The sequence below is a fragment of the Bacillus sp. AY18-3 genome (genome assembly GCF_008042305.1).
In the GTDB taxonomy this organism is placed as follows: Bacteria; Bacillota; Bacilli; order Bacillales; family Bacillaceae_G; genus Bacillus_A; species Bacillus_A wiedmannii.
The window spans coordinates 52072-71752 of record NZ_QKQR01000035.1 but is presented as its reverse complement, the minus strand read 5'-3'; the positions used below and the strand labels follow the sequence as shown (position 1 = coordinate 71752).

19 protein-coding genes are annotated in these 19681 nt (G+C 34.3%); 4 read left to right on the top strand and 15 right to left on the bottom strand.

The window, feature by feature from the left end; translation table 11 throughout:
• The first annotated feature begins 119 nt into the window (after positions 1 to 119).
• Positions 120 to 992, top strand: coding sequence for a LysR family transcriptional regulator (locus DM800_RS25320; RefSeq protein WP_147787885.1), 873 nt, complete (start codon positions 120 to 122; stop codon positions 990 to 992).
• A 312-nt stretch (positions 993 to 1304) separates the two neighbouring features.
• Here the strand turns inward: DM800_RS25320 and DM800_RS25315 are convergent, their stop codons facing one another.
• Positions 1305 to 1574, bottom strand: coding sequence for a 2TM domain-containing protein (locus tag DM800_RS25315; protein WP_147787884.1), 270 nt, complete (start codon positions 1572 to 1574; stop codon positions 1305 to 1307).
• A 177-nt stretch (positions 1575 to 1751) separates the two neighbouring features.
• A complete protein-coding gene (locus DM800_RS25310; RefSeq protein WP_147787883.1) occupies positions 1752 to 2393 on the bottom strand; it encodes a hypothetical protein in 642 nt (213 codons plus the stop codon).
• A gap of 270 nt (positions 2394 to 2663) precedes the next feature.
• Here DM800_RS25310 and DM800_RS25305 point away from each other — a divergent pair, with 270 nt between their 5' ends.
• Positions 2664 to 3695, top strand: a complete 1032-nt coding sequence (locus DM800_RS25305) for a S66 family peptidase (protein ID WP_147787882.1) — start codon at positions 2664 to 2666, stop codon at positions 3693 to 3695.
• 126 nt (positions 3696 to 3821) lie between these two features.
• Complete coding sequence (locus tag DM800_RS25300) at positions 3822 to 4232, top strand: DUF3224 domain-containing protein (protein WP_088063988.1); 411 nt, start codon at positions 3822 to 3824, stop codon at positions 4230 to 4232.
• Between the two features lie 219 nt (positions 4233 to 4451).
• Here DM800_RS25300 and DM800_RS25295 read toward each other — a convergent pair whose 3' ends face one another.
• The 7 genes from DM800_RS25295 to DM800_RS25265 form a co-directional block, all read right to left on the bottom strand.
• Positions 4452 to 4829 carry a hotdog family protein gene (locus tag DM800_RS25295; RefSeq protein WP_048544764.1) on the bottom strand — a complete coding sequence of 126 codons (378 nt, stop codon included), beginning with the start codon at positions 4827 to 4829 and terminating at the stop codon, positions 4452 to 4454.
• 85 nt (positions 4830 to 4914) lie between these two features.
• Positions 4915 to 6162, bottom strand: coding sequence for a DUF1015 domain-containing protein (locus DM800_RS25290; protein ID WP_147787881.1), 1248 nt, complete (start codon positions 6160 to 6162; stop codon positions 4915 to 4917).
• Between the two features lie 15 nt (positions 6163 to 6177).
• Complete coding sequence (locus DM800_RS25285; protein WP_087984206.1) at positions 6178 to 7350, bottom strand: 3-phosphoglycerate dehydrogenase family protein; 1173 nt, start codon at positions 7348 to 7350, stop codon at positions 6178 to 6180.
• Positions 7351 to 7362: 12 nt separating this feature from the next.
• Positions 7363 to 8445 carry a 3-phosphoserine/phosphohydroxythreonine transaminase gene (serC, locus tag DM800_RS25280; RefSeq protein WP_147787880.1) on the bottom strand — a complete coding sequence of 361 codons (1083 nt, stop codon included), beginning with the start codon at positions 8443 to 8445 and terminating at the stop codon, positions 7363 to 7365.
• Between the two features lie 210 nt (positions 8446 to 8655).
• Positions 8656 to 8847: a DUF378 domain-containing protein gene (locus DM800_RS25275; protein WP_000670803.1), complete on the bottom strand. Its 192-nt coding sequence runs from the start codon at positions 8845 to 8847 to the stop codon at positions 8656 to 8658.
• Positions 8848 to 8936: 89 nt separating this feature from the next.
• Positions 8937 to 10004, bottom strand: coding sequence for a glycoside hydrolase family 113 (locus DM800_RS25270; RefSeq protein WP_147787879.1), 1068 nt, complete (start codon positions 10002 to 10004; stop codon positions 8937 to 8939).
• A gap of 289 nt (positions 10005 to 10293) precedes the next feature.
• A complete protein-coding gene (locus DM800_RS25265; RefSeq protein WP_255447050.1) occupies positions 10294 to 10491 on the bottom strand; it encodes a hypothetical protein in 198 nt (65 codons plus the stop codon).
• A 516-nt stretch (positions 10492 to 11007) separates the two neighbouring features.
• Between DM800_RS25265 and DM800_RS25260 the strand changes: the two genes are divergently transcribed.
• Positions 11008 to 12321: a condensation protein gene (locus DM800_RS25260; RefSeq protein ID WP_088063990.1), complete on the top strand. Its 1314-nt coding sequence runs from the start codon at positions 11008 to 11010 to the stop codon at positions 12319 to 12321.
• A gap of 448 nt (positions 12322 to 12769) precedes the next feature.
• On the opposite strand, the gene DM800_RS25255 is transcribed toward DM800_RS25260, so the two are convergent.
• The 6 genes from DM800_RS25255 to DM800_RS25230 all read right to left on the bottom strand — a co-directional run bounded on the left by DM800_RS25255 (position 12770) and on the right by DM800_RS25230 (position 19475).
• Positions 12770 to 14089 carry an aromatic amino acid transport family protein gene (locus DM800_RS25255; RefSeq protein ID WP_088063991.1) on the bottom strand — a complete coding sequence of 440 codons (1320 nt, stop codon included), beginning with the start codon at positions 14087 to 14089 and terminating at the stop codon, positions 12770 to 12772.
• Positions 14090 to 14382: 293 nt separating this feature from the next.
• On the bottom strand, positions 14383 to 15273 hold the full coding sequence (sdaAA, locus tag DM800_RS25250) for an L-serine ammonia-lyase, iron-sulfur-dependent, subunit alpha (RefSeq protein ID WP_002128063.1): 891 nt from the start codon (positions 15271 to 15273) through the stop codon (positions 14383 to 14385).
• A gap of 22 nt (positions 15274 to 15295) precedes the next feature.
• Entirely contained in the window at positions 15296 to 15994 is a 699-nt protein-coding gene (gene sdaAB, locus DM800_RS25245; protein ID WP_033716175.1) for an L-serine ammonia-lyase, iron-sulfur-dependent subunit beta, read from the bottom strand.
• Between the two features lie 1116 nt (positions 15995 to 17110).
• The gene (locus DM800_RS25240; protein WP_002017161.1) at positions 17111 to 17608 is read right to left on the bottom strand and encodes a DM13 domain-containing protein; all 498 of its coding nucleotides are present in this window, start codon (positions 17606 to 17608) and stop codon (positions 17111 to 17113) included.
• Between the two features lie 98 nt (positions 17609 to 17706).
• Positions 17707 to 18765 (bottom strand): sensor histidine kinase, encoded by a 1059-nt coding sequence (locus tag DM800_RS25235; protein WP_137015031.1) that lies wholly within the window; start codon positions 18763 to 18765, stop codon positions 17707 to 17709.
• Positions 18762 to 19475 (bottom strand): response regulator transcription factor, encoded by a 714-nt coding sequence (locus tag DM800_RS25230; protein ID WP_147787878.1) that lies wholly within the window; start codon positions 19473 to 19475, stop codon positions 18762 to 18764. Before DM800_RS25230 ends, DM800_RS25235 begins: the two co-directional genes overlap by 4 nt.
• Between the last annotated feature and the right edge of the window lie 206 nt (positions 19476 to 19681).

Sequence of the window (19681 nt, the reverse complement as noted above, 5' to 3'; positions counted from 1 at the left end):
ATTTTTTTGAATTTTCTATTTTTAAAACTTTTTGTTTATGATATCATGTGGGAGATTATATGAAAACTATCTATAAGGTTGTTTTCCCATACAAAAATGGTATAGAAAGGGACTTTGACATGGATATAAGAAAACTTCGTTACTTTATTGTAATCGCTGAAGAAAAACAGCTTACCCGTGCTGCCCAACGACTTCATATGGCACAGCCACCTCTAAGTAGACAACTATCGCTACTAGAACAAGAATTATCAGTAAACCTCTTTGAAAGAAACGGCCGAAATATGCATTTGACTGAAGAAGGAAAAATTTTATATACGAAAGCCAAAAACATTATTCATCAATTAGAAGAAACTATTACGGAAATTAAAGATATCGGTGAAGGGCTAAGGGGCAATCTATCTATTGGAGCATTTCATTCTTGCATTCCTTTTCTCTCTGAAAAAATCCGTTATTTTCAAGATAACTATCCAAATGTGAACTTAAAAATATGGGAAGGTGGCCCTTTATACTTAATAGAGCAATTAGAAAATCGGTTTATCGAACTTGCTATCTTACGTACACCCTTTAATAAAGATATTTTTTCTAGTATTTGTTTATCAAAAGAACCTTTCGTATTAGTCATGCCTGCTAAATGGGAATTATATCATTCACATCTTCCAATCCCTCTAACCGAATTAAGTCATATTCCCCTTTTACTTTTACATAAAGATAAAGAAAACAGCTATCATCAGCTCGTCATCGATGAATGCAAGCACCTTGGTATAACATTAAATATAGCATGTGAATGTCCTGACTCAGCATTTATTCTTATGCTTATCATGACTGGAATTGGCGCCTCTATTTTGCCGAAAAGTGCTGTATCTCATATCCCGCAAGAATTTATAAAAATAGTAGATTTAATAGATTTCCCTTATGAGTCTGAATCATCGATTATATGGCTGAAAGATCGGAAGCTTTCTAAAAGAGCTCAACGATTTATAGAATGTACATGAATTAAATTTAGAGGTGTAGCGATGTATTTCTTCAATTCTTCACCACTATTACCTCGTTTATCAAATTATTTCTTCTATTATTATCATTGAACATGTTATATGTCTCAGTAATCCTTCTAAACAGAAAAAACAAAGACACGAAGTCATAGAAGGGACTTCACATCTTTGTTTTTTTAAATGAATTGTAATCCTCAGTAAGGTCTTTACACCGAACGTCACACCTTACTTCTTTATATTCCATTTTTCTAAACGGGCGTAGAACACTACCCCATCCTCAGTAATTATTTTGAAAATCGAATAATCAAAATGGATTTACTTATCTTTCTCCATATATTCTTTAATCTTTCGTTCTTCCCACTCTTTTCCGAATATCCCAAATGGAAAAGTTGTCAAACCGTGTATAATGATACCGATCCCCCAACCTCCAAGTGGATATAAAAACCATAATTTACTTGAATCAGAGCTTATATTTATGAAAAAAAGCATTAAGTTAACTAGTATGTACACCGTTAAATGAATGTAAAACGCTTTTAAATTCTCCACTCTTTTTTTAGCTCGTAAATAATTCTCATCTCGCTCCATATATAAACACCTCTTTCATTATTGTATTTTTTAACTCGCTCCGATTTAAACATCATATTCTAGTCGGATATCCCTTATTCTCAAAAAATACAAAGCAAAAAAGTATCCAGCAAATGGTCATACACATGACCATTTGCTGGATACTACATGATACATTTGTTATTTACAGGATTTTAATTAAGACCAAATCCATACATCATCATTATTTTCAGCGTTCGTCTTTGCTTCATAAACTCTTTCGATATGATCAACCGTGTTCCAGTTAATAGAAATACCGCCCCAGCCCACATACTTCATATCAATTTTTACTTTCTCACCCGTATTAAATACTTGTCCCTTTGTTAAGAAAACATCAATAATACCTTTCTTCCCATTTAGCGATGGATACTCAACTACAACATATTTAGTATCACCGTCTCCCTCCTCTTCCCTCGTTCCTACTTTTGATACTTCCCCAATCACATAATCAGGAGAACCATCTTCTTTCATGTGCATACCTAATTTATTTGACGTATTTTCAACTGTATTTGCAACCATATATTCAGTAAAATTACGCATCATAGATCCAGTAGCTTTTACTTCATCTCCTACTTTCACATTTGAAAGAGAATCTATATATACACTTACAGGCTCCTCATATTGCTTAGATTTTACGACAATTACACCGTTATCTACTTCTACTACTCGTCCTTCTACCGTCGAGAAATTCGATTCAATAGAAGCTGCACTCGCTTTTGATAGTTCTAATCCTGGTAAATTCGTTCCTGATAATGCTGTGATCCCTAAAGCACCTGCTAAAATTAATTTTTTCATACCCATATGTAACCTCTCCATTCATGATGATTATATTTTTTGATTGGATACGACCAACCTGTAACTATTATAGTTACAGGTTATATAAAATAGCAACCATCTTTCTTATGCAATGTTGCATACTGTAACTTTTAAATATATTCAACACGAATACTAAATTCTTGAATCACAGCAGGTAAACAGATTGATGATGAAGAAAATAATGTGATGCATCATATTTTTTCAAAGCTACATGTATAGTCGTAGTCTATTACATTATGTAGGAGCGGAGTTAACATGTTAAAGAAACCAAAAAGATTACAGCCAGGTGATATCGTGGCAACAGTAAGCCCTTCATGGGGAGGCGCAGGTGATTCTGAGATAAGATGGCGTTATGAACAAGGGGTAAAGAGATTAGAAGAAGTTTTCAGTCTTACGGTTATCCCAATGCCAAATAGTTTAAAAGGTAGCGAATTCATTTATAACAATCCACAGGCTCGTGCGGAAGATTTAATGACAGCTTTTAAAGATACGCGCGTGAAAGCAATTATTGCGAATATTGGCGGTGAAGATAGCATCCGCTTACTTCCTTATATAGATTTTAATGTAATACGTGAAAATCCGAAAATTTTTATGGGGTACTCTGACGTTACCGTTTCACACTTGTTTTGTCATAAAGCAGGAGTTTCCTCTTTTTACGGTCCAGCAATTTTAACTGATTTTGCCGAAAATGTAGAGATGGATCCATATACAGTTGAAATGGTAAATCGGACTCTCTTTTCAAATGAGACAATTGGCGAGATTCAACCAGCTCATGAATGGACGAGTGAGCGTTTAGAATGGATAGAGGTAAATAAAGATACAAGGCGTACGATGCAACAAAACAATGGCTATGAACTACTTCAAGGCTCTACTACCGTACAAGGCCGCTTAATTGGTGGTTGTATAGAAGTCTTGGAATTTGCAAAAGGAACGGAGCTTTGGCCTGAGAAAAAACATTGGGAAAATAGTATCCTTTTCTTTGAAACTTCTGAAGACCATCCAGAACCAAGCTATATAAAGTATTGGTTACGAAATTACGCAGCGCAAGGCATTCTCCAAAAAGCAAAGGGTATCATCTTTGGTAAACCAAAAGACGAAATGTATTATGAAGAATATAAACATGAAATACTGCAAGTTATGAAAGAACATAACTTAGAAGATTTGCCGATTCTTTATAATTTAAATTTTGGTCATACCGAGCCGAAGTTTATTTTACCTTACGGTGCGATGGCAGAAATTGATTGTGAAAATGGGGCTTTCTCTATTTTAGAGAGTGGCGTGGAATAAAGGAAAACTTTAAATAAGTATAGCCATAAGTTTTATAATTATGTTTTCCTGATCCTACAGGAAGAATAGCGTATTTTTTCATTTTAGGGAGATTACTTATCTAATGATAAAGGGGGATTTACGTGTATGGAAGCAACATTTACAGTAAGTAAATGGGATGAAAAACTAATTGATGATACTAGAAAAGATTTCCCTATTAATATTGCCCATGTTGAATATGATATTGATGGTGAATTAAAAGGAAAAGCTTTTGTTGAATACTTATTATATTATTTAGACTCAAATATAAATGATGGTCACTTGGCTACTGCTAAAATTTCTGGATTTTTACACTTTGAAGGAATTTATAAGGGGCAACAAGGGACATTTACAGCTATAGAGCAAGGAATATTCGATAAAGGAAATCTAAATTCCCCAGGAACAATTATTAAAGCTACTGGTAACTTAGAAAATCTGAGAGGGTCCTATAATTATCAGTTTACAGGTCAAACCAGTAAACTGATTTTAGAGTTTGAATTTCAGCAAAATATCCTATAATTTAGTGGAAAGGACATTTCTTGTAATACTAGGAATGTCCTTTTTTTGTTGACAAGCTTATTCAACTATTCTTCTATTAGTTACGAAAAGAACAGAGTATATTACATAACGTCTTATTATCAGTATTCAACGATACATAAAATTTTCGTTATGGGGGGAATTAAAAATCTAAGCCCGAGAGGCATGTGCCCCCCACCTATTCATTACTTTTCCTACTAACTAAAGAATAATCCCAGAAAAACTCCCCTGCATAACTTCTTTTTCAAGTTGATTCCTACATATAAACATCGCAATAATTTTTGTACGATTTTTTTCATCGGGCTCAAATTGTTCAATAGTTACGTCACAACGAATCGTATCACCGCTAAAAACAGGACGTACAAATTCAAAATCCATCTTGCGAGCTAGTACGTTATAATCACCGCCAATTTTTGTAGGCAACGTTGATGTTAACAGTCCTTGTACAACAAATCTCCCCTGCTCATCTGGTGTAACATGATGAACACCTTCATCTTTCGATACTTCCGTAAATAAAACAACATCCTCTTTCGTAAAAGTTCGCTCAAAGGTGATTTTTTCGCCTACTTGCAATTTCATCTATACCCCTCCTCAAAAACACTTTATAAATAAGAAAAACCGAAACTATAATCATTTCGGTTTTTCAATCTAAAGAAGTCTATATTTACTTTAAAGAATGTACAAACAACCCACTACGCAGTTTCGGTTCAAACCACGTTGACTTCGGCGGCATAATTTCTCCAGCGTCTGCGATTGATAGTAAAGCTTCCATTGATGTCGGATATAATGAAAACGCTGCTTTATATTCACCGCTATTTACAAGGCGTTCTAGTTCTTCTAATCCGCGGATTCCTCCGACAAAGTCAATGCGTGAATCAGATCGCGGGTCGTGTATTTCAAGTACTTGGCTTAATAAATGATCTTGCAGAATAGATACATCTAAACCTTTAACGAGATCATTCGCATCAAACGTTTCCTCTTTCACTGTGAGTTTATACCATTTCTCGTTTACATACATACCAAATGTTTTTGGCTCATTTGGTTTATACGGAGAAACAGCTGCTTCTTCTACATAAAAGTATTGTGCAATTTGCTTTAAAAACTGTTCTTCTGATAAGCCGTTTAAGTCTTTTACAACTCGGTTATAGTCCCAAATGGATAATTCATCGTGAGGGAATAATACAGATAGGAAGAAATTAAACTCTTCTTCTCCTGTGTAATTCGGATATTGTTCTCTTCGCATGAGCCCTACTTTTGCTGCTGATGCTGAGCGATGATGCCCATCTGCAATATAAAGATTAGAAATATCTTCAAATGCGTTTACTAAAGTAGCAATTACATCCTCATCAACTATTTTCCAGGCAACATGCTCCACGCCATCTTCTGCTGTAAATGTATAGATTGGCGCATGCTCTTCTTTCCAGCTTGCAATGATACGTTTCACATCTTCTTTCGTACGATACGTTAAAAAGATAGGCCCCGTATTTGCATCACACACATCTACGTGGCGAATACGATCTAATTCTTTTTCGTGACGCGTTCTTTCATGTTTTTTAATTGTATCATCTTCATACTCATCAATAGATGTACAAACGACAAGACCTGACTGCGTTCTTCCTTCCATCGTCAGTTCATAAATGTACAGTGATGGCTCTTCATCTTGTATGAATACTTCTTCTCGTATAAATCGATTTAAATTTTCACCCGCTTTTTCATATACACGATCATCGTACGGTGAAAGTGCCGGGTCTAAATCAATTTCTGCTTTATCAACGTGTAAGAAAGAATACGGATTCCCTTTTACAACCTCTCTTGCCTCTTTACTATTTAATACGTCATACGGTAAAGCTGCAACTTCCGCTGCTTTTTCTTCTACTGGACGAATGGCCCGAAACGGTCGGATTTTTGCCAAGTTTTCCTCTCTCCTTTACACAATCATTCGAACGGCTACAACACCTGTAATTTTGCTTATATTTTCCACAATGTTCTCTTTTATTATATCATCAATTCCGTTATCAATATCAATCATTGTATACGCCCAAGAATGTTTACTACGATTAATCATATCCGCAATATTAATATGATGTTCTGCTAAACATCCTGTAATTTGTCCTACCATGTTCGGAACGTTTTGATGCATGATTGTAATACGTTTCTTTCCGATATAAGGGAGTTCGACGTTTGGATAGTTTACTGAATTACGAATATTTCCTGTCTCTAAATATTCACGTAATTGGCGCGCTGCCATGATTGCACAATTTTCTTCTGATTCAGATGTAGATGCACCAAGGTGAGGCGTCGCTGTTACATTTTTCATCTTTATCACATTTTCATTCGGGAAGTCTGTTACGTAATGCGTAATAACATCTTCTTCTAACGCTTTTTGAAGAACATTTTCATCTACAAGTTCTCCTCTAGAGAAATTGAATAAACGCATACCTTTTTTCATCTTCTCTACAGCGTGTTCACCAATAATCCCCTTCGTTTGATTCGTAAGAGGAATATGAAGTGTAATATAATCACATGTTGCGAAAATTTCATCTAAACTAAATGCTCTTTGTACATGTGTAGAAAGGCGCCATGCTGTTTCAACTGAAATGTAAGGATCATATCCGACAACGTCCATCCCTAAAGCTAACGCATCGTTCGCAACTAAAGCACCGATTGCGCCGAGGCCAATTACACCTAGACGTTTCCCTGCAATTTCTGATCCAACGAATTGTTTTTTTCCTGATTCAACAAGCTGCGGTACTTCTTCACCCTCTAAATTTTTCGTCCAGCTTACACCGTTAATAATGTTACGTGAAGACATAATAAGGCTGGCGATAATAAGTTCCTTTACTGCATTGGCATTCGCTCCTGGTGTATTAAATACTACAATCCCTTTTTCTGTACATCGCTCGACAGGAATATTATTTACACCAGCACCAGCTCTTGCAATCGCCTTTAAGTCTTTTGAAAATTCTTCTTGGTGTAAAGAATAGCTACGAAGTAAAATACCATCTGGGTGGTCCATTCTATCCCCTACTTCATAACGCTCTCCGCTAAGTACTTGCAAACCCTTTTCCGCAATTTGATTTAACGTTTGAACACGAAACATATCCCCATCTCCCTATCTATTCTCAAGCTCAAATTCCTTCATATAATTTACTAATTGCTGTACACCGTGTACTGGCATCGCATTGTAAATACTTGCACGCATACCACCGACTGAGCGATGCCCTTTTAACGTAACAAGGCCGCGTTCTTTCGCTTTTTGTAAAAACTCATTGTTCAGCTCTTCTAACGGTGTTGTAAACGGAATGTTCATAAGTGATCGATACGTAGGATCAACTGGTGAAGTAAACAATTTTGATTCATCTAAGAAATTGTAAAGAAGTGAAGATTTCATTCTATTCTGTTCTTCAATCGCAGATACCCCGCCTTGCTCTTTCAACCACTCTAGTACAAGTTTCGTTACGTAAATACTAAAGGATGGCGGTGTATTATATAAGGAGTTATTTTTGCTGTAAGTTTCATAGTTTAACATTGTAGGACAAGAGCGATCTGCTCCCCCAATTAAATCTCTTTTTATAATTGCAATCGTTAAGCCCGCTGGTCCTAAATTCTTTTGCGCTCCCGCATATATAAGGCCGAACTTCGTAACATCATATTGTTCTGATAAAATATTTGAGGACATATCCGCAACGAGCGGTACTCTATCTAAACGTGGAATGTCCACATATTTCGTACCCTCAATTGTATTGTTCGTTGTAATATGTACATAATCTAGTTTTTCATCATTTGGTAAACCATCCAGTTTAGGAATTGTAGTAAACTTCTCTTTTTCAGAAGAAGCAAGCACTTGTACTTCCCCTATTTTTTCAGCTTCTTGCATCGCCTTTTTAGACCATGAGCCAGTTAATACGTACCCTGCTTTTTTGTACGTATTCATTACATTTAACGGTATCATAGAGAATTGTAATGACGCACCGCCTTGTAAAAACAGTACTTCATACTCATCAGGAATGTTCATTAATTCACGAATTAGGCTACTTGCTTCATCTATAATACTTTGAAAATAAGAAGATCGATGACTCATTTCCATAATAGACATGCCTGTCCCGTTATAATTTACAAGCTCCTTTTGCACTTTCTCTAAAACTGGCAAAGGGAGTATTGATGGTCCAGCTGAAAAATTATATACTCTCTCCATCACCCTGATAACCTCCCTATTTCTTATTTTTATTAATTTTTAAACTTTCTGAATTATAACCTAAAATATAATACGTGGTCAATTTGTTTTCTATTATTACGGCGTAAGACGCAATGGAATCGCTCGCATGTGCAAACTACTTTTTATAAACATACAAAAAAGTGTTAAGTACATAATCGTACTTAACACTCTAGTAATAAAGTATAATTGCTAATTGTCCGTGAAGAACCGATCAAAAATTTGATAAATAGCAGAAAGACCAATGAGCCAATAAATAGTGTCCACAAGCGCCGGCATAGAACCAAACCATTTCTCAACTACATTGTAATCTAACGCTACAAACAACCAATTCAAACCGCCAAGAATCACCAAAATTACTGTAAGGTAAGACAAAAATTTCATTATGATTGCCCCCTAGGTGATAAGATGGTGAAAGGCCTTTCACTAGAAATATATGTGGTAAAATTCAAAACTTACCTATTTAATAAAAATTATTTTCGGTACCAGCCGTTAATAACTGCCTCTGCTTCTTTACTATGTATTTGATACGCATGCGTACTATTATGAGAGCCAATAAACCAAATTGAAAAACCTTTAAAATACGGTTTCGTTTCTAATATATCTCGGTAAGCACGCCATCCGTTTAATTGTACGTCCTTTGAAAACACATTAGATACATCTGGATTCCACGGATTTTGTAGTCCAAGTTCACGTGCTGGAACGTTAAATCCACCAAAATAAACCGGTTTTCCTGTTGCATTATGTAATTGTTCTAACTGCTGCACAACATTTTGCCCACGATTATATACTGTTGTGGCAAATAAACTTTGCTTCACTTCTTCGTATGATGGATTTCTTTTTCCTGAAACTTCAAACCAACTATCAATACTAACAATATCCACCTTTTTTAAATATGGACGATTTATTTTTTCTATAAACTTCGCTTCATAAGATGGATCAAAGCTTGCTGTTAACCACCAATTCATTTGATACAAAACATTTCCTTTATATTGCTGACGGACGAAATCAATCGTATCGCTCCAATATCCTTCTGCATATTCCATATTCACGAAATTAGAGGCAATCTTGAGCCCGTACACATTGTATTTACTTGTAATCGAATTAAAAATATCTTGTAGAATAACCGTTTTCCAATTCCAGAAGAAATCATTAATATTACTCGGATTCCATTCCGTTTCCCCAACATTTCCTTGCTGAATATATGGGAACGGTTCCACAATAACTTGAATATTACGCTTTAATAATTCTTGAATTAAAAGAATAGCCTGTTGCTTTTGCGCTTGATTAATTACCATGTTCGTAGAAGTTACATTCGGAATATCTACCTGAATCGGTACATTTACTGTATTTAAATTTAAGCGCTCTACATCAGCTAAAACTTTCGCTACATTTCCAACTTCCCATACCGTTACGTTTCCTGATTTTATTTTTCCAGATTGAACAGTATTTACATCTGCCTGTACATTTCCTTGAAAACAAAAAGAAAACAACATAATAAACACTCCTAAAAAATTTATTAAACTCTTATTTTTCTTCACAACTTTCCCCCTATAATTTTTGGCATTCTTGCTTATTCTATACAATGTTTCACATATATTCCACAAGAATATTTAATGAAATTTCATCAATAAAAATGCTATTCACCCTTTATCCATATCTTATTCATACTAACCTCCTAAAAATAGTAAGGTAAATAAAAAAAGAGCGTATTTCCGCTCTTTTTTTATCTTTTTAAAATTGAAGTTATTGGATTTTTTCTTATAACCTAACCACATCTAATTTTTTATATAAATAAATTTTCATACTCATAAATGTATCAAAAAATTTTTATCTATATTCGCTTTTTGTTTGTATTACTTTTATATTTACTTCATTAGATTGTTTAATATCATCTTTAAATTCTTGTTTGACTTTTTCTATATCAGCTGCAGTACCACTAACTAGAATCCCATCGATTGGTTGTCCTGGACCTTGCACATAACGTTTTACTCCTAATCCTACTCCTATAAAAATAGCAATAACCACCACATAACTTATAATTTTTTTTACTAGAATACTCCTTTAATTAATGATTTATATCTGGATTATAGATGTGATTTTTTCATAAGTTAATGACTTCTATCTAACTTCTAATCTTACAATATTGTAAGATTAGAAGTTACAACGTGTATATTTTATGTCAGAAGACCCTCTCCTTAATTTGTTTGATGTTGGGATAGCGTTAGTAAATAGATGGGAGATACTGTCGAAAAAAGATAAAAATGACTCGATTATTTTTTGTAGATTATACACAAACATTTATGTAAAATGTTTATATATAATCAAACGAAAATACAATTTATCTACTTTTTATACAAAAACCAAACAAAATTGATGAATATTATTAATACCAATAACAACATGAACCAATACAGAAATCATACTTTCATAAGTGAAATACTAAAAAATTGAAAATAAAACAATATGGATCCTTTAAAAAAGTTACAACCCTATGAAAAACAAGATTGTAACCAAAAATAGCTTGAAAAGAGGGAGAAAATTATGGAACAAAGGAAATATTCAGTAACACCTCAAGATCGAATGAATTATATACTTGGTCTTTATTCCGCAAATCAACAAATTAATGCCGTTCTTTATTTTCCTATAGGTATATCAAAAAAAGTACTTGAACAATCAGTAAGAATAACGTTACAATTACAGCCCGTTTTAAACAGCCGTTTTGTAGAAAGTGATATGCCTTACTGGGAGGAACATTCATCTAGTACTAACTCACCAATTTGTTTTTTTGCAGAAGGAGATGATCAAAATCTTGAAGTGATGGCAATAGATTTTATAAAGGAATCTGGAGATCCTATTCAAGGGCCTATGGTTCAGACAAAATTATTACGAGGCACTTCAACAAATATATTAGTTGTTAAATTATCTCATCTTTGTTCAGATGGTGCTGGAGTCAAGGAATATATTAATTTGCTGGGAGCAATTTATACTCACCTTTCTCTGGGACAGTCTAAGGATGAAATTATAAAGAGATTTAATGCAAAAAATGAGGGTTTTCGCGATCAATCACCTGTATTCAAATATACTGGAATAACAGACATAAAAAGTGCGTATCGTCCCAGCCAAGAACAACAAGCAGCATTATGGTCTTTTCCATCTCAACCTAACAAAAATACTTATCCAAAAATGGCTGTGCGACGGTTAAGCCGTGAGCAAACTCTACGTTTAACCCTATGGACAAAGGCACAACAAGCTACCTTAAATGATGCAATCCTGACTGCATACTTCCGCTCTTTATCACATTTCGCTGTGTATGCAGAACCTCGTACCGCAGAAAAAATGGTTGGTTTAACAATTGATTTACGCCGATATCTCCCTAATCATACAACTGGTTCAATTTGCAACTTATCCGGGATGGAAATGCCAGTGATTAAAATGGAAAATGATGACTCATTTAATCAAACTCTAGTTCGAGTCAAAGAATCAATGGATACAATAAAATCTCAAAATCCAGGTCTTTCTTCAGCCGCAGGAATGGAGTTACTGGCAAGTAAAAAGCTATCTGAAGTTAAGGAAATGTATAAACAGCAATATGAATGGGCTTTACAAATGGGAATGGCTTTACCGTTACTTACTAATTTCGGATCGATAGCTGATGAACCTATTAAGTTTGGTGAAGTTCAAGCTCAGGACGGGTATATAACATCACCAATTATGTATGCACCATTCTTTACAATGGGGGCAAGCTCTTATAATGGGAGACTTACATTTACAATTGGTTATCATTCGCCAGATACTACAAAAGAAAAGGTAGAGCAATTTTTAGAAAGTGTGGTCAATGAACTATCAAAATTGTAACGGGAGTATCACCCTAAGCTCAATAAGTTAAGTTTATAAATCTAGCCAAGAAGATTCCTTCCTCAAGGAACGCGAAGTGAGTATGTGAGAGATGAACTGGCTTCGGACATAGGATATAAGGAAGCCAGTTTAGTTGTTCGCCATACATGGGGTACCGGCCCATTCCCATTAACCTAAGAAAACAGATGTGAGATACTTTAAAATATTAGCTTGATGCACATGGTTAGGCGCCCTCAAATGCTTGGATTAAAATCATTACAAACAGCTTAAAAAAAATGCTGCAATAGAAGTTATACATATAATCAAAAAAGGACAAACTATCCAAGGTGAATAGTTTGTCCAAAACCATAAACTCTATGGTTTAACAATATATAATTCAGTTCCGCTAAAAGTCTTTTATTCTCTTTTCATATCCTACTATTTTTGCATCCGAACGAACAATAGAGACTTAGAATAATGACTTAATACTTGCTAGAACAGTAAGTATTCCTATAACAATTACAAATACATTACTCATTTTCCCTTTGTATTTAGCCAGTACTGGTACTTTATTGATTGCATACATCGGTAATAGACATAAGATAGCAGCAACTAACGGACCGCTAAGGGCATCAATGATTCCAAGAATACTTGGATTTGTATAAGCAACATACCAGCATGTTAATACGACAAAAGTAAGAATCATTGTCTTAACTGTTTTCTCTCCTAAATCTTTCCCACGTTTTTTACCGGACTTAATAATCATGTCACGCATTACCTCATACGCTCCTATATAATGGCCAAGGAAAGACTTTGTAATAGCCACAAACGCAATGATAGGAGCCGCAATAGTAATTACTGGCGAATTAAGCTCATTAGCAAGATATGATAGGATTGACAAGTTCTGTTCTTTTGCCACCTTAAGATCATCTGGAGTCAAACTTAAAGTACTGCTCCAAACAAAGAACATAACAACAACGAATGTCATGATATAACAAACTTTTTGTATTTGAGCACACTTGGCATCAGTAGCATCTATTCCATACGTAGCTCTCTGTTTCATAACGAATGACGAAATCATAGGAGAATGATTAAACGAGAATACGATGATTGGTAGTATCATCCATATTGTTCCAAAATATCCTGTTCCAGTTGAAGCAGTAGAAACACTTGAAAAACTTAGCATTGACGTATTCCACTGTGGAATTAAAGATATTGCGATAAAAAGTAGAGAAACAATGAAAGGATATACTAGCATGCTCATTATCTTTACAGTAATATCTTGACCAAAATTTAGTATAGTGATAAGACCGAGTACTAATACAAGCGATAAAATGGCCCTTGGAGGCTCCGGCATGTGCAATTGATGCACAATAAAACTACTTGCAGTATTTGTAAGTGCAACCGAATACATCAGCACGATCGTATAAATTGAAACGAAATATACTATGTTAAAAATGATACTTGCCTTATTTCCGAAATACTCTCTTATTGTACCTGTAATCCCCTCATCGGCAGAATTAGAAGCGTATATCATTTTAGCAAGTGCCCTATGTGAATAATACATAACAGGATATGCAAGTATGGTAATTAACAGCAATGATAATAAACCACCTGAACCTGCATTAATAGGTAAGAAGAGTACTCCTGCTCCAATTGCTGTTCCAAATAGACTCAATGCCCAGGTAGTATCCTGTTTATGCCACTTTTTAGGGTCTAGATATTTCTCATTTTTTACTGCAGTATTATCAACTTGAAATTCTATGTTTTTTGCAGTATTCCCATTCATATAATAATTCCTCCTAGTTTTCTATTCTTACTTCTCTATTTAAGGCATCGGAATATAGACCGTTCTTGAAAAATGAATTGCTTATAAAGTGCGCCACATCGTATATCCTTCTTCTAAGTTAATCAAAATCAAAAAATTGGCGAAGCATCAACCTGACGGGGTTGTTACAAATTATAAAATATCCCAATTATATAGTGGTATATTTTATTAGTAATTCCCCCAATATACAGACATCCTTAGGCGAACAATAGAGAATAGATTGTTAACTTTTTCACAATATATCCGGTAATTGTTCATTGATTTGATTGTTTCTCTCCAAAGATTTTATTTTTAATGGCAATCCCTGTAGGTGTAGCTGCAATTCCACCTAAACCTGTCTCTCTTAATTCGCGAGGCATTTGTCTTCCAACTCTATACATCGCTTCAATAACTTCGTCAGCATTGATGATATTGTTTACGCCGGCTAATGCGATGTCCGCTGCTGCTAAAGCATTTGCCGTTCCAATGGCGTTTCTCTTTACACAAGGAATTTCTACCAAACCAGCGACCGGATCACAAACTAAACCGAGTAAATTTTGTAATGCAATCGAAAAAGCTACAGAAGATTGCTGTGGCGTTCCACCTGCAGCTTCTACCGCAGCTGCAGCCGCCATCGCTGAGGCACTGCCTACTTCAGCTTGACATCCTCCGTACGCTCCTGAAATACAAGCGTTGTTTGCGACTATCGTTCCAAATAACGCTGAAGTAAATAGAAAATGAATCATATCTTCATGACTTAACTGCAACGTATCTTTAATACTAAATAGGACTCCCGGAATCGTCCCACTCGCACCTGCTGTTGGAGTTGCACAAATAGCTCCTAATGCAGCGTTTACTTCATTAACACCGATAGCACTTTGGATCCCTAACACCATCAAATCTCCAGAAAGGGTTTTCCTATTTTCTCGATAGTTTTTAATTTTAACAGCATCACCTCCGGTTAAACCAGTTGGAGAAAATACACCGTCGCCCTCGATACTTTTATTTATAGCATTTTGCATAGTCGCTAAATTTCGTTCCATTTTACTCCAAACTTCTTCATAAGTAGATTTAGTTTGTTCAATTTCCTGTTCAATTGCTAATTCATAAATTGTCTTTTGGCTTTTATTAGCTGCATCCACAATTTCTTTTATGGCCATATACATATTTTTTCACTCCTTAATGTAACTAAAGAATAATGAGCTTAGCTATATTGCTTAAATTTCCTAATTCCTCCTGGACATTACCAGGCAATAGCGTATCCAAAGCGAATGCATATAAATATTTCCTGTTTTCTTCTAAACTATGAAAGTTGTTTATTTCCACATCATATTGTTTAAAGATCCTGCGTAAGACAAATTCAAAGTCAGCTCTTTCAGAAATCGCAATAATAACTGGCAATGGCCCCTGCAGGTCTAAGCTAAATCCGTCGATTTCAACATGTTTGATTTCAATTAATCCACCGCCAACCGAAATCCCCATCGTTCTAATACTTCGATTTTCATCCTCTAAATATACATCTGCCGTATTTGGATGGCCAGCAGGACTATCACCTGCTTCTTCAATAAAGGTAATTTCAATTCCTTTAGATTCTGCTATTTCAATAGCATCTGGCACTTTGCTGTCATCGGCAGCAAATCCTAATATCCCAGCAATAATTGCAAAATCAGTTCCGTGACCTTTATGGGTTTCAGCAAATGATTCATAATACCTTACCACGACTTTTTTTGGAAGACCTTGAAATAATTTATTGGCTACTGTTCCAATAGCTAAAGCACCTGCAGTATGTGAACTTGAAGGACCTATCATTATGGGCCCAATCACATCAAAACAACTTTTGTATTTAACAACCTTTTTTTCTTTAATAGATGCTACATTCATGTTCATATAAGCACCCCCATAATTTATTATTTTTAATTGCAGTTGAATCTAAATTACTAAAATGACTGATTCAAAACAAGATCTAATTGAATACGCTTTCATTCTCGTGTCAAATACACTTTTCCTTTTGATCACATACCTTTCTTAGAGTAATCATGTCAGTATGTCCAAATTTAAAAGGTTACTTACAATGTCATTAGGATTTTTGCAAAAAAACTAGGTTTGATAATTTCTCTAGAGGTAATAAATTCTTTCTCGACGCCCTCATTATAGCTTGTATATTTATGAGTACAATATTTTTTTATTTTTAGAAAGATTGAATAAACAGAATCTTGAATGGGTAATAGATTACACTTAGCATGTAGCAATTGTGTCCTTTGTTTGAAGCTGTATTAGTTAGTAGAAAAGCAAAAATAACACAGAGTTCCTTTCATTAACACATTGATTATATTGGAAAATCATTATAATGATACTTATATTATCCTTTGTTGAAACATTTAATTTTGGACATGAAAGCTGTTGTAATAAATGATTAATATAGATAGCAAGTAATAAATTAATGAACTATAAAATAATTTTTGAATATTAATCATTAATTTTGTATTAATATTCATTTTTCAGAAAAAAGGAACTTCTTTTTTTATAATCTTAACTTAAATGGTAATATCCAACAGTTTACACCATACCCTTTACAGTTATGGAAACCCTAATTAGATTTAAAAAGAGAGAAGAGCTCATCGATGCTCCTCTCTCTTTTTTATTTACTTAAGATTATTATTCAAATTGCTTATTGCATCTTTAAGCTGACTTTTAAATTATAAACTTTAATTTCCATACTTCTTTACAAGCCGATAAATGAAAAAAGTATATGTTCCTTCAAAATTAAGTTATAAAAGAGTAATGTTTTCCTGTAACATATTATTCATCCTTCTATTCACAGACAGTACGCTTCCACACTAAATAAAATCTCTCCGTAAACGTCCAATAGCTCTAAAATATACAAAAATTGAAGAATATGAAAAAAACACTCTTATGAGTGCCCTTCTTAGCAACTAAGTCCGCTGCAACTATTATCATTCCCCCGATGAATTTTGCCTGTAAGAGGAAATTTTAAGTTCATATTTAATTATTAAAATAAACCGCACCAAAGTTTTCATTAAATCTTTTACACCAAACAGAAACCGAACCATATTCACTTACATCTATCCCTTCAGGAATTTCATAGTTTTGGTCTCCTTTATTTCCCTTTAATTTTCCTAATTCAATATACTGATAGTTTTTCACGTCTTCATTATTTTTTAAGCGATTTGTAGGAACTAATACAACTCGTACATCTGGCCCATTAGATGTTGCAAAATCAGAAAGTCGTAAAACACGTTTTCCATCCGCTAATTGGTAAATTTTTGCCGTTCCAGTTGTTTCATGGACACCGTTTTGAAACTGACCTTCCCTTATTACTCGATCACTTTGTTGCCTTACTTCAGTTGATTGTATCTCTGCTTGTGGCAATGATTCATTTACGTGCTTATCAATAAATAATTTCTCTGGTCGGAACAATGACCATAAAATCCCCAATACAATTATCAAACCACCTATAAGCCATACATATTTTCTTTTCATAAAGTAAAAAACCTCCTGTAACATACTGTGTAGTAGTATGTTAACAAGAAGGTCTTTCATTTTTCTAACGTAAATGTTACAAAAGTCTTTCAGCCGTCTTATTTTTTTACTGATGTGATGGGAAGAGTGAACCAAAATTCACTTCCCTGCTTACCATCTGCGCGATTCCTTACACCAATTTCCCCTTTGTGCATTTCAATCAATGATTTTGCAATAGCTAATCCAAGTCCGGAACCTCCAGATTGTGAACTTCTTGATCGATCTGTTCTAAAAAAACGTTCAAATACGCGTAATTGATCATTTGGAGAAATTCCCATTCCTTCATCCCGCAAAGTGAATTGGACCTGTTGAGTTGGTTTATTTTCCACTACAGTCAATTCAATTGTTCCAGAGATAGGAGAATATCGAATTGCATTATGTAATAAATTACCTATGACCCTTTCTATTTTACAAGGCATAATCAAAAGTCGAGGTAATGTATCAGGGACATCCAATTGCACATGGATTTGTTTGTTTCCTAATAAGACAGAATGTGACTCTAATACATCTAATAGAACTTTATCTAAATGTGTGAAACTTGGGTGAAAATCTACTTGCTCAAACTCTAACTTTGAAAGATCAAATAAGTCGTTAATTAATCCATTTAATCTTTCTATTTCTTTTAAAACCGTTGCTAAGTATTGCTTTTTCATTTCAGGATCTTCAATCAGGTTATCTTGTAATGCTTCTATCATCATTTGCATGCTAGTCATAGGTGTTCGTAAGTCGTGTGAGATATTGGTAATTAGCTCCTTACGAGAGTTTTCCTGTTCCTCTAACTTAGTAAACCCTTCTTCTAATTTTTTTGCCATCTGTTGAAAGGCTGTTGCCAATTCTTTAAACTCACGTGGTTCTTGCCCAATTATATACATCGTTTCAAAGTGTCTATCACTAAATTGTTTCGTCAATTTTATTAAATTTTGTATAGATCTCATGATAGGACGTGTCATTAACCAATAAATAAACGTTGAAATAATAAATGCCACAAATGCAATTACTGTTAATAACCGTGTTTGTTCCGGTTCAAGTAACATTTTCGTATCACTATACCATATAGCAATTACCATAATACTAGTACTTAATAGATTCATGAGTAACAATTGAATACGTAATCTCATGTTTCATTTCCTGCATTTGGCTCAAAGCGATATCCTATACCCCAAACCGTATGAATCCAACGATTCTTTATCGTATGCTTCTCGAGCTTTTCACGTAAACGACTCACTAACACGGTAACTGTGTTTGATGCCCCTTCATGTCCAAAATCCCAAATTAATTCAAGAAGCTGCGAGCGAGAAAATACTTGTTTTGGATGCTTTGCCATGAGATAAAGTACCTCAAACTCTTTCACCGTTAACTCCACTTCCTTATTACAAACAAGTACATATCTTGTCTTTGGATATATTTTTAAATCTGGAAACTCTATCACTTCCAATAAGGATTCTTTCGCTTGTATTTGTACATGGCTTCCTCTTCTTAGTATAATTTGAACCCTTAATACTAATTCACGAGGGGAAAATGGCTTTGTTAAATAATCATCTGCCCCCATTGTTAAGCCTAAAATTCGATCCCTTTCCTCTCCCTTAGCAGTTAACATAATAATAGGGACATTTGATTGTTGACGAATTTCCTCGCATAATTCCCATCCATCTTTTTTTGGCATCATCAAATCTAATATAATTAAATCTGGTTGATATGTAAGAAATAAATCCCAACCTTCTTTACCATTTACAGCGGTATAAACTTCATATTCTTCTCTTTCTAAATACCGTTTGCATACTTCTCGAATATTTTCTTCATCTTCTACGATTAAAATTCTTTTCTTCATATACTATCCTCACTTCTTTTTCACCAATAACAAAAAATTTTTTCTATTATCCAATAAAAATATCTTTATAGGTAAAGATATAAAAACTAATCACATAAATAAATCAGAATTCCACATTTCACCTTCGAAACGAATGAAAATTCGGAAAATAAATCATGTAGTACAGATAGTAATCTTAACATTTGATTACTTATATGACTAGATAA

Bases quoted from the DNA above. Each gene is read 5' to 3' on its own strand.
- DM800_RS25320 (WP_147787885.1), top strand. From the start codon at position 120: ATGGATATAAGAAAACTTCGTTACTTTATTGTAATCGCTGAAGAAAAA.
- DM800_RS25315 (WP_147787884.1), bottom strand. From the start codon at position 1,574: ATGGAGCGAGATGAGAATTATTTACGAGCTAAAAAAAGAGTGGAGAAT.
- DM800_RS25310 (WP_147787883.1), bottom strand. From the start codon at position 2,393: ATGGGTATGAAAAAATTAATTTTAGCAGGTGCTTTAGGGATCACAGCA.
- DM800_RS25305 (WP_147787882.1), top strand. From the start codon at position 2,664: ATGTTAAAGAAACCAAAAAGATTACAGCCAGGTGATATCGTGGCAACA.
- DM800_RS25300 (WP_088063988.1), top strand. From the start codon at position 3,822: ATGGAAGCAACATTTACAGTAAGTAAATGGGATGAAAAACTAATTGAT.
- DM800_RS25295 (WP_048544764.1), bottom strand. From the start codon at position 4,829: ATGAAATTGCAAGTAGGCGAAAAAATCACCTTTGAGCGAACTTTTACG.
- DM800_RS25285 (WP_087984206.1), bottom strand. From the start codon at position 7,350: ATGTTTCGTGTTCAAACGTTAAATCAAATTGCGGAAAAGGGTTTGCAA.
- serC (WP_147787880.1), bottom strand. From the start codon at position 8,445: ATGGAGAGAGTATATAATTTTTCAGCTGGACCATCAATACTCCCTTTG.
- DM800_RS25275 (WP_000670803.1), bottom strand. From the start codon at position 8,847: ATGAAATTTTTGTCTTACCTTACAGTAATTTTGGTGATTCTTGGCGGT.
- DM800_RS25260 (WP_088063990.1), top strand. From the start codon at position 11,008: ATGGAACAAAGGAAATATTCAGTAACACCTCAAGATCGAATGAATTAT.
- DM800_RS25255 (WP_088063991.1), bottom strand. From the start codon at position 14,089: ATGAATGGGAATACTGCAAAAAACATAGAATTTCAAGTTGATAATACT.
- sdaAA (WP_002128063.1), bottom strand. From the start codon at position 15,273: ATGTATATGGCCATAAAAGAAATTGTGGATGCAGCTAATAAAAGCCAA.
- sdaAB (WP_033716175.1), bottom strand. From the start codon at position 15,994: ATGAACATGAATGTAGCATCTATTAAAGAAAAAAAGGTTGTTAAATAC.
- DM800_RS25240 (WP_002017161.1), bottom strand. From the start codon at position 17,608: ATGAAAAGAAAATATGTATGGCTTATAGGTGGTTTGATAATTGTATTG.
- DM800_RS25235 (WP_137015031.1), bottom strand. From the start codon at position 18,765: ATGAGATTACGTATTCAATTGTTACTCATGAATCTATTAAGTACTAGT.
- DM800_RS25230 (WP_147787878.1), bottom strand. From the start codon at position 19,475: ATGAAGAAAAGAATTTTAATCGTAGAAGATGAAGAAAATATTCGAGAA.